14 protein-coding genes are annotated in these 12,939 nt (G+C 62.6%); 7 read left to right on the plus strand and 7 right to left on the minus strand.

The window, feature by feature from the left end; translation table 11 throughout:
- Nucleotides 1–14 precede the first annotated feature (14 nt).
- The 4 genes from RLEG4DRAFT_RS16425 to RLEG4DRAFT_RS16440 all read right to left on the minus strand — a co-directional run bounded on the left by RLEG4DRAFT_RS16425 (nt 15) and on the right by RLEG4DRAFT_RS16440 (nt 3,239).
- Nucleotides 15–1,001, minus strand: coding sequence for a hypothetical protein (locus RLEG4DRAFT_RS16425; protein ID WP_003578336.1), 987 nt, complete (start codon nt 999–1,001; stop codon nt 15–17).
- Nucleotides 1,002–1,149: 148 nt separating this feature from the next.
- The gene (gene rpsR, locus RLEG4DRAFT_RS16430) at nt 1,150–1,398 is read right to left on the minus strand and encodes a 30S ribosomal protein S18 (protein WP_003547038.1); all 249 of its coding nucleotides are present in this window, start codon (nt 1,396–1,398) and stop codon (nt 1,150–1,152) included.
- 14 nt (nt 1,399–1,412) lie between these two features.
- Entirely contained in the window at nt 1,413–1,880 is a 468-nt protein-coding gene (gene rpsF / locus RLEG4DRAFT_RS16435) for a 30S ribosomal protein S6 (protein ID WP_003574183.1), read from the minus strand.
- A gap of 315 nt (nt 1,881–2,195) precedes the next feature.
- On the minus strand, nt 2,196–3,239 hold the full coding sequence (locus RLEG4DRAFT_RS16440; protein ID WP_003578337.1) for an aldo/keto reductase: 1,044 nt from the start codon (nt 3,237–3,239) through the stop codon (nt 2,196–2,198).
- Between the two features lie 234 nt (nt 3,240–3,473).
- Between RLEG4DRAFT_RS16440 and fabD the strand changes: the two genes are divergently transcribed.
- From fabD to gmk, 7 genes are all read left to right on the plus strand, one after another.
- On the plus strand, nt 3,474–4,418 hold the full coding sequence (fabD, locus tag RLEG4DRAFT_RS16445; protein ID WP_003578338.1) for an ACP S-malonyltransferase: 945 nt from the start codon (nt 3,474–3,476) through the stop codon (nt 4,416–4,418).
- Nucleotides 4,419–4,456: 38 nt separating this feature from the next.
- Nucleotides 4,457–5,194: a 3-oxoacyl-[acyl-carrier-protein] reductase gene (fabG, locus tag RLEG4DRAFT_RS16450; protein WP_003578339.1), complete on the plus strand. Its 738-nt coding sequence runs from the start codon at nt 4,457–4,459 to the stop codon at nt 5,192–5,194.
- A gap of 286 nt (nt 5,195–5,480) precedes the next feature.
- Nucleotides 5,481–5,717 (plus strand): acyl carrier protein, encoded by a 237-nt coding sequence (locus tag RLEG4DRAFT_RS16455; RefSeq protein ID WP_003547058.1) that lies wholly within the window; start codon nt 5,481–5,483, stop codon nt 5,715–5,717.
- Between the two features lie 93 nt (nt 5,718–5,810).
- Entirely contained in the window at nt 5,811–7,073 is a 1,263-nt protein-coding gene (fabF, locus tag RLEG4DRAFT_RS16460; RefSeq protein ID WP_003578340.1) for a beta-ketoacyl-ACP synthase II, read from the plus strand.
- Nucleotides 7,074–7,254: 181 nt separating this feature from the next.
- Nucleotides 7,255–8,472: an endolytic transglycosylase MltG gene (gene mltG, locus RLEG4DRAFT_RS16465; protein ID WP_003578342.1), complete on the plus strand. Its 1,218-nt coding sequence runs from the start codon at nt 7,255–7,257 to the stop codon at nt 8,470–8,472.
- Nucleotides 8,473–8,490: 18 nt separating this feature from the next.
- Nucleotides 8,491–9,378 carry a YicC/YloC family endoribonuclease gene (locus tag RLEG4DRAFT_RS16470; RefSeq protein WP_003578344.1) on the plus strand — a complete coding sequence of 296 codons (888 nt, stop codon included), beginning with the start codon at nt 8,491–8,493 and terminating at the stop codon, nt 9,376–9,378.
- A gap of 3 nt (nt 9,379–9,381) precedes the next feature.
- Nucleotides 9,382–10,044, plus strand: a complete 663-nt coding sequence (gene gmk, locus RLEG4DRAFT_RS16475; protein WP_003578347.1) for a guanylate kinase — start codon at nt 9,382–9,384, stop codon at nt 10,042–10,044.
- Between the two features lie 67 nt (nt 10,045–10,111).
- Here gmk and rsmA read toward each other — a convergent pair whose 3' ends face one another.
- From rsmA to RLEG4DRAFT_RS16490, 3 genes are read right to left on the minus strand one after another with little or no spacing between them, the layout of a single operon-like run.
- Entirely contained in the window at nt 10,112–10,939 is an 828-nt protein-coding gene (gene rsmA / locus RLEG4DRAFT_RS16480) for a 16S rRNA (adenine(1518)-N(6)/adenine(1519)-N(6))-dimethyltransferase RsmA (RefSeq protein WP_003578348.1), read from the minus strand.
- On the minus strand, nt 10,939–11,967 hold the full coding sequence (gene pdxA, locus RLEG4DRAFT_RS16485) for a 4-hydroxythreonine-4-phosphate dehydrogenase PdxA (protein WP_003578349.1): 1,029 nt from the start codon (nt 11,965–11,967) through the stop codon (nt 10,939–10,941). The genes rsmA and pdxA overlap by 1 nt, the downstream gene beginning before the upstream one ends.
- 6 nt (nt 11,968–11,973) lie before the next feature.
- Entirely contained in the window at nt 11,974–12,918 is a 945-nt protein-coding gene (locus tag RLEG4DRAFT_RS16490; RefSeq protein ID WP_003578350.1) for a peptidylprolyl isomerase, read from the minus strand.
- Between the last annotated feature and the right edge of the window lie 21 nt (nt 12,919–12,939).

A 12,939-nucleotide genomic window follows, 5' to 3' on the forward strand; every position in this document is an offset into this window, starting at 1 on the left:
ACCTTTCTTGTGTCTCAGATTTTCGTGTCAGATTGTTTGGGGGCATCAGCATCTTTCGTCGGGGTCAGCGCGATTGCCTTGCGCGTATCGCTGAGACCGAGGACGAGGATGAGGAAGGCTGGCAGCAGCATGAGCATCGAAGCCAGATAGCTGAGGATGAGGGCGGGTATGCGCCAGTCCTTGCCGCGCGTGCGGAAATGCAGCGAGGCGAAACCGGAAAGCATGAAGCCCGCGCCGAAGCTGCCGATCACCGTCGCGCCGACCAGCGCCGGAACGCCGCCGAAGAAGCAGGCGGCAAGCCCGGCGAGAAAGATGAAGATCGAGTTGCGGTTCATGCGCAGCGACGAGGGAATGTCCTCGCGCGGGCGAAGGCCGCGGCCTGACGCTGCGACGATGCGTACGGCGAAATAATAGGCGGCAAACAGCATGGAGACCCACATGCCGCCCTGCAAAGCCGGCAGCATCAGCAGGATCAGCGACTTGGTCTGCGCGGTCGCGGCCGGATCGGGCATGAATTCCGGCTGCTGCTGCTTGAGCGAGGTGATCAGCAGATCGACGACCGGATCGGTGATATCAGGCCCGTAGCCGATCATCACGCCGATGACGATGACGGCGATCGTCACCAGGCCGCAGAGATGCAAAAGGATATCGGAGAGCGGATACCAGGCAAGCAGATGGTCCGGGCCGCCGAGTTCGGAGGCGGGCCGCGCCAGATTGGCGAGATGGCTGAGCCAGCCGGCCGGCAGCAGCGTCACCAGCGTCATGATCAGCGCGAAGGACGGCGAAATGACGATTGCGCCGAGTGCCGCTGCGGTGGCAACGGCCGAGATCGCCGCCGCATTGCCCCAGCCGAGCCCGACGATCAGGATAGGCAGCGCCGAGGCTGTATAGAGCAGCGCGCTGAAAAACGACGGCTGCATGCTCGCGCCCAGCACAAGCAGGGCGGCGGTCAATCCGGCGAGTGCGCCGATCAGCAGCGTTTTAAGGTTCGGTCGGTTCAAGGTCGCTGTCCTGCTTCATCAAGCAGTTAGAGGATGTTGCTGAATCGAATTCAGAAACGTCTCAACATGGGTTTTAAGAGTTCCGATCCGCGCCCATCGCGGAAGGGAGGCAACCCCCAGATTAGCAATCTGGGGGTCACATATTCGATTAAGCTACGACGTAAGGCAGCAGGCCGAGGAAACGGGCGCGCTTGATCGCCTGGGCGAGTTCGCGCTGCTTCTTCTGGGAAACGGCCGTGATGCGCGACGGAACGATCTTGCCGCGCTCGGAAATGTAGCGCTGCAGCAGACGTACGTCCTTGTAGTCGATCCGCGGCGCGTTGGCGCCGGAGAACGGGCAGGTCTTGCGGCGGCGATGGAACGGGCGACGGACCGGAGCGGAGGAAGTTTCAGACATATCTCAGATCTCCCTTATACGCGGTCTTCGCGCGGACGGCGCGGACGGTCTTCACGGTCGCCGAAGCCACCTTCACGCGGCGGACGCGGGCCGCGGTCACGATCACCGAAGCCGCCTTCACGCGGGCCACGGCCGCCTTCGCGCGGACGGTCGTCGCGGTCGCGCTTCTGCATCATGGCAGACGGACCTTCTTCATGCTTCTCGACGGCGATCGTCATGTAGCGAAGAACGTCTTCGCTGATGCGCATCTGACGTTCCATTTCCTGGACGGCAGCAGCCGGTGCATCGATGTCCATCAGGGCATAATGCGCCTTGCGGTTCTTCTTGATGCGGTAGGTGAGGGACTTGAGGCCCCAGTTCTCGATACGCCCGACTTTACCGCCATTCGCTTCGATCACACCCTTGTACTGTTCTACGAGGGCATCGACCTGCTGAGCGGAAATATCCTGCCGGGCAAGGAATACATGTTCATAAAGAGCCATGACAGCTTTGCCTTTCTTGCGTTTGGTTCAACCCGATATTCGGCGGCTAAGCCTCAACGACTGCTCCTGATTGGGCGGACCCAGGCAAGAAAGCGTTTCCGAGACGGTCGAGAGCGGAGACACGGGAGGCTGGAACGCTTCCGTTCCGAACGATTTCCACGGGGGAAACCGGCCCTCCGTTCAGCCACCAGCCAGAAGACCGGGTTAACGAACAGGGCGGCTTATACGGATTTTTCGCGGGAAGGCAAGCCCAATCGGACATTCGAGCCCGACGCAGACCGATCGGCAGCGTCGGGCCGGACGAGAGGGATAGGATCAGAGCGTCAGCGGATACTGCCGGTGCACCTTGGCGATCTCCGCCAGCACCTCGTCCGAAAGCGTCAGGTCGGCCGCGCCGATATCGACTTTCAGCTGCTCCATCGAAGTTGCGCCGATGATGGCCGAGGCCATGAAGGGTCTGGACAGGCAGAAGGCGACAGCCATGGCCGCCGGGTCCAGACCGTATCTGGCCGCGATCTGCAGATAGGCCTTGGTCGCCGGCTCCTGCAGCGGCTGCAGGCGGCCGCCGATATCGGGGTTGATGGAAGCGCGCGAACCCTTCGGCCTAATGCCATCGACATATTTGCCGGTCAGGATGCCGCCGGCGAGCGGCGAATAGGCGAGTAGCCCGACATTCTCGTGATGGGAAAGCTCGGCGAGATCGAGGTCGAAATGGCGATAGAGCAGATTATATTCGTTCTGGACGCTGGCAACGCGCGGCAGGCTCTTCTGTTCTGACAGCGTCAGGTATTTCTGGATGCCCCAGGTGGTTTCGTTGGAAAGGCCGATCGCCCGGATCTTGCCTTCCTTGACCAGTGCGCCCAGCGTTTCCAGGATGTCGAGCATATTGGCGATGGCCTTGTCGCGATCCTGGTTGAAGGGATTGTAGCTCCAGTTCTGGCGGAAATGGAAATGGCCGCGGTTCGGCCAGTGGACTTGGTAGAGGTCGACATAATCCGTCTTCAGCCGCGTCAGGCTGGCTTCGAGCGCCAGGCGGATATTCTTTGCATCCGCACCTTCGCCGCCGCGCAGATAATCGCGGCCGCGGCCGGCGACCTTGGTGGCGAGCACGATATCTCCTCGCTTGCCTGATTTTTCGAACCAGCTGCCGATATAGTCTTCGGTCCAGCCCTGTGTTTCCGGCGACACCGGGGTGGTTGGATAGAGTTCGGCGGTATCGAAGAAATTGACGCCCTTTTCGACGGCGTAATCCATCTGCGCATGAGCGTCGGTTTCGCTGTTCTGCGAGCCCCAGGTCATGGTGCCAAGGCAGATTTCTGAAACGGAAATGTCGGTGCGGCCGAGTGAATTATATTTCATGAGAAAACCTTGGGAGAGAGCTGAGCCTTTGGAAGGAGCTGAAGCTTGGGAAGGATCGGGCAAATTTAGGCCGGATTTGGCGGAGCGCAAGAGTAAAAACCGGGCTTTTGCGCGCGCGCGAAAGGCTTTGCGGAGAATGAGCCGCCACTTGACTCTGCCGGAAAGAATGTCAATTGGAGGCAAAACAGCCTCACGGGGCGCGCGCAATCAGGGGCATGAGCCAGGGACACGAGAATGACCATTGCTTTCACTTTTCCCGGTCAGGGCAGTCAGGCCGTCGGCATGGGCAAGGATCTGGCCGAGAATTTCGCGGAAGCCCGCGCCGTTTTCCAAGAGGTCGATGAGGCACTCGGTGAAAAGCTTTCGGACGTCATGTTCAACGGTCCCGAGGAGACCTTGACCCTGACGGCGAACGCCCAACCGGCGCTGATGGCCGTCTCGATTGCCGTCGTCCGCGTGCTTGAGGCCAAGGGGCTGGATCTGAAGTCCAAGGTCGCCTACGTCGCCGGCCACTCACTCGGTGAATATTCGGCCCTTTGCGCGGCCGGCACGTTCTCGCTCGCTGACACGGCGCGGTTGCTGCGCATCCGCGGCAATGCCATGCAGGCGGCCGTCCCCGTCGGCGTCGGCGCCATGGCAGCGATCATCGGCCTCGAGCATGCCGACGTCATCGCCGTCTGCGAGGCGGCTGCCGCGACCGGCGCCTGCCAGATCGCCAACGACAATGGCGGCGGTCAGATCGTCATTTCGGGCGAGAAGGCAGCCGTCGAAAAGGCCGCCGGCCTGGCCACCGACAAGGGCGCCAAGCGCGCCATCCTGCTGCCGGTCTCCGCACCCTTCCATTCCAAGCTGATGGCGCCGGCCGCCGAGGCCATGCGCGAAGCGCTGGCAAAGGTCGCCAAGTCCGATCCCGTCGTGCCCGTCATTGCCAATGTCCGTGCCGCGCCCGTGACCGGCGCCGACGAGATCGCCAGCCTCCTGGTCGAACAGGTGACCGGTCAGGTCCGCTGGCGCGAGACGGTGGAATGGTTCGCCGGCAATGGCGTGACCACGCTTTATGAACTCGGCTCCGGCAAGGTGCTGACCGGCCTTGCCCGCCGCATCGACAAGACAATCAACGGCATCTCCGTCAGCGGTCCGGCGGATATCGACGCGGCCGTCGCCGCCCTCATGGCCTGATTGGTATTTCCAGATATCCAGATATAAGGAACGTTTTCATGTTCGATCTTTCTGGCCGCAAGGCTCTCGTCACCGGCGCATCGGGCGGTATCGGCGAGGAAATCGCCCGCCTTCTTCATAAGCAGGGCGCCATCGTCGGCTTGCACGGCACCCGCGTCGAGAAGCTGGAAGCGTTGGCGGCCGATCTTGGCGAGCGCGTCAAGATCTTCCCGGCAAACCTCTCCGACCGCGATGAGGTCAAGGCGCTCGGCCAGAAGGCCGAGGCCGAACTCGAAGGCGTCGATATCCTGGTCAACAATGCCGGCATCACCAAGGACGGCCTGTTCGTGCGCATGAGCGACGAGGACTGGGATGCCGTTCTCGAAGTGAACCTGACGTCGACCTTCCGCCTGACGCGCGAATTGACGCATCCGATGATGCGCCGCCGCTATGGCCGCATCATCAACATCACCTCCGTCGTCGGTGTCACCGGCAATCCCGGCCAGGCCAATTACTGCGCCTCCAAGGCCGGCATGATCGGCTTCACCAAGTCGCTTGCGCAGGAAATCGCCACCCGCAACGTGACGGTCAACTGCGTGGCGCCGGGCTTCATCGAAAGCGCCATGACCGGCAAGCTGAACGACAAGCAGAAGGAAGCGATCATGGGGGCGATCCCGATGAAGCGCATGGGCACGGGCGGCGAGGTTGCTTCGGCGGTCGCGTATCTTGCGTCCTCCGAGGCTGCCTATATGACGGGCCAGACGCTGCACGTAAACGGCGGCATGGCGATGATCTGAAACGACAAACCGCTGGCATGGGAGTATTTCCGCCAATAGCATGTTGAGCAATCACGAACCGTTGATTTTCTCGCTTTGCGGCGGACCTAAAGCATGTTAAGCGGGCCATGACTGTCAACAGTCGTCCCGAGAAAGCAGACGGACCGGCGGGCTTTTCGCAAGCCTGGGACATCTCTGAAGCCGGGTAAACGAGTTTGCCGAGGATGTCTGAAAACATCGCAGGCTGAAACAGGGTAGGGGTGCCGCAACGGCATTCCGATCAGGACATAAGGTCGAGGAAACCGACATGAGCGATATCGCAGAACGCGTAAAGAAAATTGTTATTGATCATCTTGGCGTCGATGCCGACAAGGTCGTCGAGAGCGCCAGCTTTATCGACGATCTGGGCGCTGACTCGCTCGACACGGTCGAACTGGTCATGGCTTTCGAAGAAGAATTCGGCGTTGAAATTCCTGACGACGCTGCCGACTCGATCCTGACGGTCGGCGATGCCGTGAAGTTTATCGAGAAGGCCCAGGCCTGATTCTGTAATTTTGAGAAAGGGCGGGCCTGGAGTCCGCCCTTTTCTTTTCGGCATATATCTCCATAGAATATAAGAGACGGGGGGAAGCACGCGATGAGACGTGTCGTCATAACAGGTACCGGCATGGTATCACCCTTGGGATGCGGCACCGAGGTGACGTGGTCCCGGCTGCTTGCCGGTCAGAACGGCGCCCGCCTCGTCACCGAATTCGAGGTCGACGACCTTCCCGCCAAGATCGCCTGCCGTATACCCATCGGCGATGGCACCGACGGCACCTTCAATGTCGATCAGTGGATGGAGCCCAAGGAGCAGCGCAAGGTCGATCCCTTCATCATTTACGGCATGGCCGCAGCCGACATGGCGCTTGCCGATGCCGGCTGGCATCCCGAGACCGATGAGGACCAGATCGCCACCGGCGTGCTGATCGGCTCCGGCATCGGCGGTATCGAAGGCATCGTCGAGGCAGGTTACACCCTGCGCGACAAGGGCCCGCGCCGCATCTCTCCCTTCTTCATTCCCGGCCGCCTGATCAATCTCGTCTCCGGCCAGGTCTCGATCCGCCACAAACTGCGCGGACCCAATCATTCGGTCGTCACCGCCTGCTCCACGGGCGCGCATGCGATCGGCGATGCAGCGCGGCTGATCGCGCTTGGGGACGCCGACGTCATGGTCGCCGGCGGCACGGAATCCCCCGTCAGCCGCATTTCGCTCGCCGGCTTTGCCGCCTGCAAGGCGCTTTCGACCCAGCACAACGACGACCCGCAGAAGGCTTCTCGCCCCTATGACCGTGACCGTGACGGTTTCGTCATGGGCGAGGGCGCCGGCATTGTCGTGCTCGAGGAACTGGAACACGCCAAGGCGCGTGGCGCCAGGATCTACGCCGAAATCGTCGGCTACGGCCTGTCGGGCGACGCCTATCACATCACCGCGCCGTCCGAAGACGGCGAGGGCGCCGGCCGCTGCATGGCGATGGCGCTGAAGCGCGCCGGGCTGACGCCGGCCGATATCGATTATATCAACGCCCACGGCACCTCGACCATGGCCGACACGATCGAGCTCGGCGCCGTCGAGCGGCTGGTCGGTAATGCGGCGTCGAAGATCTCCATGTCCTCGACCAAATCGGCGACCGGACACCTTCTCGGTGCTGCGGGCGCGATCGAGGCGATCTTCACCACGCTTGCCATCCGTGACAATGTCGCGCCGCCGACGCTCAATCTCGACAATCCCGAACGCGAGACGGCGGTCGATCTTGTTCCGCACAAGGCGCGCGAGCGAGAAATCAATGTGGCGCTGTCCAACTCGTTCGGATTCGGCGGCACGAACGCGTCGCTCGTCCTGCGCCGTTACGCGCAATAAGAGTCTCGTACGCGCGGCGTAGCGGTGTCCCTTACGCCGACGGCCGCTCCTCTGCGTTGCGCATCAGCGCGTGCGGGAGCATAACGGCCGGCAGCGGCGCCGTTGAACGGCGGCAGAACCTGCTTTTGCCGCATTGCTTCGCGACATAGCGAAGTGAGGGTCAAGTTTTAGAGGATTGCCGGTGAGCGATACGACGAACCAGAGCAACGATACCCAGGGGCAGAAGGGACCGATCATCCCGAAGTCGCCGAGCGAAGCCCTGCGTCCGGAGCGCGTTCCGGAGCCGCCGAAACGGTCGAAGAAAGCCCGCGGCCAGGTCGTTCTTTTCCTGAACTTCATCATGACGATGGCGGTGCTGGTCTGCGTCGTCGCGATCATCGGCTTCTATTACGCCACATCGACCTATCGGAATCCCGGTCCGCTGCAGACCAACACCAATTTCATCATCCGCAATGGCGCTGGTCTGGCCGAAATTGCCACGAACCTCGAGCGCAACGCGATCATCAGCGATGCCCGCATCTTCCGCTATCTCACGGCAACGCATCTGTCTGCCGGTGAGAGCCTGAAGGCCGGTGAATACGAGATCAAGGCCAAGGCTTCGATGAGCGATATCATGGAGCTGCTGAAATCGGGCAAATCCATTCTCTATTCGGTTTCCTTCCCCGAGGGCCTGACGGTCCGCCAGATGTTCAACCGCATGCTGGAGGACAAGGTGCTGGAAGGCGATCTGCCCGCCGCCCTTCCGGCCGAGGGCAGCCTGCGCCCAGATACCTACAAGTTCTCGCGCGGCACCAAGCGCTCGGAAATCATCCAGCAAATGGCGGCGGCGCAGCAGAAAATCGTCGATCAGATATGGGACAAGCGCGACTCCTCGCTGCCGCTGCGGTCCAAGGAAGAGTTCGTGACGCTCGCCTCGATCGTCGAAAAGGAAACCGGCGTTGCCGACGAACGCGCCCATGTCGCCTCGGTTTTCCTGAACCGGCTCGGCAAGGGGATGCGCCTGCAGTCCGACCCGACGATCATCTACGGCCTCTTCGGCGGCGACGGCAAACCGGCCGACCGGCCGATCTACCAGTCGGACCTGAAGCGGGACACGCCATACAACACCTATGTCATCAAGGGCCTGCCGCCGACGCCGATCGCCAATCCCGGTAAGGATGCGTTGGAAGCCGTCGCCAATCCCTGGAAGACGCAGGACCTTTATTTCGTTGCCGACGGCAGCGGCGGCCATGTATTCGCTGCGACGCTCGAGGAGCACAATGCCAACGTCAAGCGCTGGCGCAAGCTCGAAGCCGACAACGGCTCGGACCCCAACATCGCCGTCGACGGCCAGCCGGAAGAGCAGCCGGCGGATGACGGCGCTGCCGTCGCGCCGCCGAAGAAAAAGAAGATCAACTGATAGCTTCTGGAGGCTCGTATGGCTTTGCAGTCCATGACCGGTTTTGCGCGGCGCGAGGGAACGAGCGGCCGCTGGCGCTGGGCATGGGAACTGCGCTCGGTCAACGGCAAGGGCCTCGACCTGCGGCTGCGCCTGCCACCCGGCCTCGAACGCATGGAGGCGGACGTCCGCCGCCTTGCCGGCGAAAGCTTCAGTCGCGGCAATCTGCAGGCATCGCTCTCCGTCACCGCCGACGAGAACCGCTTCGAGGCAGTGCTGAACAAGCAGGCCCTCGCTGCCGTGCTTGCCATGCGCGAGCAATTGGACGGGGTAATCGATCCGGCGCCGCTGAAGCTCGATACGCTGCTTCTGGTGCGCGGCATCGTCGAATTCCGCGAGAGCGAGGATGGCGAGGAGGCGCTTGCCGCCCGTGACGCCGATATCGCCGCCGGCCTGTTGGCAGCGCTTTCAGATCTCAGAGCGATGCGGGAGCAGGAAGGGGCGGCGCTGACCCGCATTCTTCTCGACCATGTCACGACGATCGAAGGCCTGACGCGGACGATCGAGGCCGATCCCTCACGCTCGCCGCAGGAGATCGCCGCGCGGCTTGCCGCGCAGGTCGCCATGTTGATGGACGGCATGGCAGCGCTCGACCGCGACAGGCTGCATGCCGAAGCCGCATTGCTGGCGACCAAGGCGGATCTGCGTGAGGAGATCGACCGTCTGAAAGCGCATATTGCCGCAGCGCGCGATCTCCTGGTGAAAGGTGGTCCTGCCGGACGCCGGCTGGACTTCCTTGCACAGGAATTTAACCGCGAATCGAATACCATCTGCTCGAAGTCGAATGCCTCGGCGGTCACTGCCGCCGGCATCGAGCTGAAAGTCGTGATCGACCAGTTCCGCGAGCAGGTCCAGAATTTGGAGTAAGACATGAAACCGGCGAAATCCTCGCCCGTGCAGATCGCCCGCCGTGGTCTGATGCTTGTCATCTCGTCGCCCTCGGGCGCCGGCAAGTCCACCATCGCGCGCACGCTGCTGGAGCAGGACAGGCAAATCGGCCTCTCCGTCAGCGTCACCACGCGGCAGCGCCGCCCGAGCGAAGTCGAGGATGTGCATTACCACTTCAAGAGCGTGCGCGAGTTCGAGCGGCTGCGCGATAGCGACGCGCTGCTCGAATGGGCCGAGGTGCATGGCAATTTTTACGGCACGCCGCGCGAGCCGGTCGAGCAGGCCATGGCCGAGGGCCGCGATATGCTCTTCGATATCGACTGGCAGGGTGCCCAGCAATTGCAGGAGAAGATGTCGGCCGACGTGGTCTCGATCTTCGTGCTGCCGCCGACCATGACCGAGTTGCAGTCGCGGCTGCACCGCCGCGCCGAGGATTCCGCGGAGGTCATCCAGACGCGCCTCGCCAACAGCCGCGCCGAGATCGCCCACTGGCGCGAATATGACTACGTCATCGTCAACGACGACCTCAACGCCGCCTTCGACGCCGTTCAGTCGATCGTCAAGGCCGAACGGCTGCGCCGCGATCGCCGCCACGGCATGTTCGATTTCGTCCGCGAATTGCTGGAAGAGACGCCGTCGCTTTAAGGTGTGATGCCGAAAGGCCGACTGTGTAGGGTTTTACGTCTTTGCGCGTCTGAAAAGACGTGGCGCTCTACAGGCTGTTTGCCAGAAGGCAGAATTCCTCGACCGACAAGGTTTCCGCCCGCCGGGCCGGATCGATCCCGGCCTTAACGAGCAGGCTCTCGCCGCCGAGCGGTTTCAGGCTCTGGCGCAGCATCTTGCGGCGCTGGCCGAAGGCCGCCTGCGTCACTTTTTCAAGATTGCCGACAGCGCAGGGGATGGGGTTGTCGCGGGGTGTCAGATGCACGACCGTCGAGGTTACCTTCGGCGGCGGCGTGAAGGCCTGCGGCGGCACGTCGAAGGCCATACGGGCCTCCGTCCGCCAGCCGCAGAGTACGCCGAGGCGGCCGTAATGATCGTCGTCTTCACAAGCGACGATTCGCTCGCCGACTTCCTTCTGAAACATCAGCGTCAGCGACTGCCAGAATGGCGGCCAGGCTTTCGGCAGCAGCCAGTTCACCAAAAGCTGCGTGCCGACATTGTAGGGCAGGTTGGCGATGATCTTGATCGGGCCTTCCGGCGCCAAGGCCTCGAAATCGGTCTTCAGCGCATCGCCTTCGATCACCTCCAGCCGGCCGGGATAATGATCGGCGATTTCGGCGAGCGCCGGCAGGCAGCGTGTGTCCCGCTCGACGGCGATGACCTTTTTGGCGCCGAGCGCCAGGATTGCCCGCGTCAGTCCGCCGGGGCCGGGGCCGACCTCGAAGATAGTGGCATCTTCGAGCGCGCCCGCCGTCCGGGCGATCTTCTGCGTCAGGTTGAGGTCGAGCAGGAAGTTCTGCCCGAGCGCCTTGCGCGCATCGAGGCCGTGACGCTGAATGACGTCGCGAAGCGGCGGCAGGCCATCGAGTGCTGCCATCAGCGGTGGCTTTCCGCACTGCGGCCGAGCTGGGCGGCGAGCTTCAGCGCCGCAACGAGGCTCTGCTCGCGCGCCAGTCCCTTGCCGGCAATGCCGAAAGCGGTGCCATGATCCGGCGAGGTGCGGACCAATGGAAGCCCGAGCGTCACATTGACGCTGTCGTCGAAACCGAGTGCCTTGGCCGGGATCAGCGCCTGATCGTGATACATGCAGACGGCAACGTCATATCGCGCCCGCGCCTCGTCATGGAACATCGTGTCGGCGGGCAGGGGGCCGATCGCATCGATGCCCTCGTCGCGCAGGCGCTCGATCGCCGGGCGGATGACATCCTCGTCCTCCCTGCCGATCGTCCCGCCTTCGCCCGCATGCGGGTTGAGGCCGGCGACCGCCAGTCGCGGCGCCGCAATGCCGAAGCGCTGCTTCAGGTCTTCATGGGCGATCCGGCAGGTTTCCACGATCAGCTCGCTTGTCAGCGCCTGCGGCACGTCCCGGACCGGGATGTGGATGGTGACGGGAATGGCCCGAAGCTTCGGTCCTGACAGCATCATCACAGGCGTCACCGGCCTGCCGGTCGCCCTGGCGGCGAGATCGGCGAGAAATTCGGTGTGGCCGGGAAAGCGGAAACCTGCCTCGTAGAGCACGGCCTTGGCGATCGGATTGGTGACGACCGCGAGCGCCTCTCCGCCGATGACAAGCGACACGGCTTTTTCGATCGCCGCGATCGTGCCCTTCGCCGTTGCCGCATGCGGCTCGCCGGCAACCACCTCGATACCGGCAGGCACCGTCATGACGGGCAGCGCGTCGGCAAACATGCCGGCAGCCTCGCCGGCTTTATCCGTTTCGCGGATCGAAACCGAAAGGTTGAGCTGGCGGGCTCTCAACGCCAAGACATCGGGATCGCCGATCAGGAAGAAAGGCGGCAGCCCGAGTTCGCGCCGCCGGAGCCAGGCCATCAGCGTAATATCCGGCCCGATGCCGGCGGGGTCGCCCTGGCTCAGCGCAAGCGGTCGCGAAAACGGTATCGTCATCGCAGGTCAGCGATAGGCGATCTGCGCCTTTTTGCGCAGTTCATCCAGGTATTTCTTGCTGTTTTCGTTTTCCGGGCTGGCGTCCTTGTCGGCCTTGGTCTTGCCGAGATCTTCCTGGCGGAAGACCATTTCGGCCGCCTGGTCGTCGGAAACCTGGCGCTGGCTGCAGATCGCCAGATATTCGACGCCCTTGTCGGTGACGCGGGTTCCCGTCGTATTGCCTTTGGCCTGCTCGACCAGCGGCTTCCAATCCGGCGGAATCTCGGGGGCGAGCATACGGCCGAGATCACGCACGGAAACGTCGCGCATCGTCGCCGCAAAGACCTTTGCCTGGTCGCAGCCCGGAAATTTCGAGCGCGACGCCTCGGCTTCGCCCTTGCGCTTGCCGGTGATGGCGTTGCGCTTGGCTTGCGGAATGACGAAGATGATCTGCTGCAGCATATATTCTGTTGTGACCGGCTTCTGCTTGTTGTTCTGCATCATGCGCGAAACGAGGTCATAGTTCGACAGCCGCGAGGTCGAACCATAGCGGGCGTTGACCACCCGCGGCCAGCTCATCTGTACGGCGATGAAACCTTTGAAATGGTCGACACCGACGCCGGCGCGATCGAGGATCTGAGACATCTGCTCGACGGAAAGCTTATTGCCGCTCGAAAAGCGGGCGAAAGACGCGTCGACGTCCTGCTGCGAAACCGACATATGGACACGGGCGACCTCCTGCCGCTTCAGCGTCTCGTCGATCAACTGCTCCTCGGCAGCCTTGGCATCGGCCTTGGTGTGCTGCAGGCGCAGGAAGGCCTGGCGCTTGGCGACGTCGCCGCTGGTGATGGCGGTGCCGTTGACCACGGCCTTGACCTCGCTTGCGGCAAATGCTGGCGCGGCAACACCCGTCAGCAAGGCAAGCGCTGCCCCCGCGAGGAACTTGGTTATGGCTTTTTTCGCGTCAATCATCTGTTGACCTCCCGATAGCGC

Source organism: Rhizobium leguminosarum bv. trifolii WSM2297 (assembly GCF_000271845.1).

Bases quoted from the DNA above. Each gene is read 5' to 3' on its own strand.
- rpsR (WP_003547038.1), bottom strand. From the start codon at position 1,398: ATGTCTGAAACTTCCTCCGCTCCGGTCCGTCGCCCGTTCCATCGCCGC.
- rpsF (WP_003574183.1), bottom strand. From the start codon at position 1,880: ATGGCTCTTTATGAACATGTATTCCTTGCCCGGCAGGATATTTCCGCT.
- RLEG4DRAFT_RS16440 (WP_003578337.1), bottom strand. From the start codon at position 3,239: ATGAAATATAATTCACTCGGCCGCACCGACATTTCCGTTTCAGAAATC.
- fabD (WP_003578338.1), top strand. From the start codon at position 3,474: ATGACCATTGCTTTCACTTTTCCCGGTCAGGGCAGTCAGGCCGTCGGC.
- fabG (WP_003578339.1), top strand. From the start codon at position 4,457: ATGTTCGATCTTTCTGGCCGCAAGGCTCTCGTCACCGGCGCATCGGGC.
- RLEG4DRAFT_RS16455 (WP_003547058.1), top strand. From the start codon at position 5,481: ATGAGCGATATCGCAGAACGCGTAAAGAAAATTGTTATTGATCATCTT.
- fabF (WP_003578340.1), top strand. From the start codon at position 5,811: ATGAGACGTGTCGTCATAACAGGTACCGGCATGGTATCACCCTTGGGA.
- RLEG4DRAFT_RS16470 (WP_003578344.1), top strand. From the start codon at position 8,491: ATGGCTTTGCAGTCCATGACCGGTTTTGCGCGGCGCGAGGGAACGAGC.
- gmk (WP_003578347.1), top strand. From the start codon at position 9,382: ATGAAACCGGCGAAATCCTCGCCCGTGCAGATCGCCCGCCGTGGTCTG.
- rsmA (WP_003578348.1), bottom strand. From the start codon at position 10,939: ATGGCAGCACTCGATGGCCTGCCGCCGCTTCGCGACGTCATTCAGCGT.
- pdxA (WP_003578349.1), bottom strand. From the start codon at position 11,967: ATGACGATACCGTTTTCGCGACCGCTTGCGCTGAGCCAGGGCGACCCC.
- RLEG4DRAFT_RS16490 (WP_003578350.1), bottom strand. From the start codon at position 12,918: ATGATTGACGCGAAAAAAGCCATAACCAAGTTCCTCGCGGGGGCAGCG.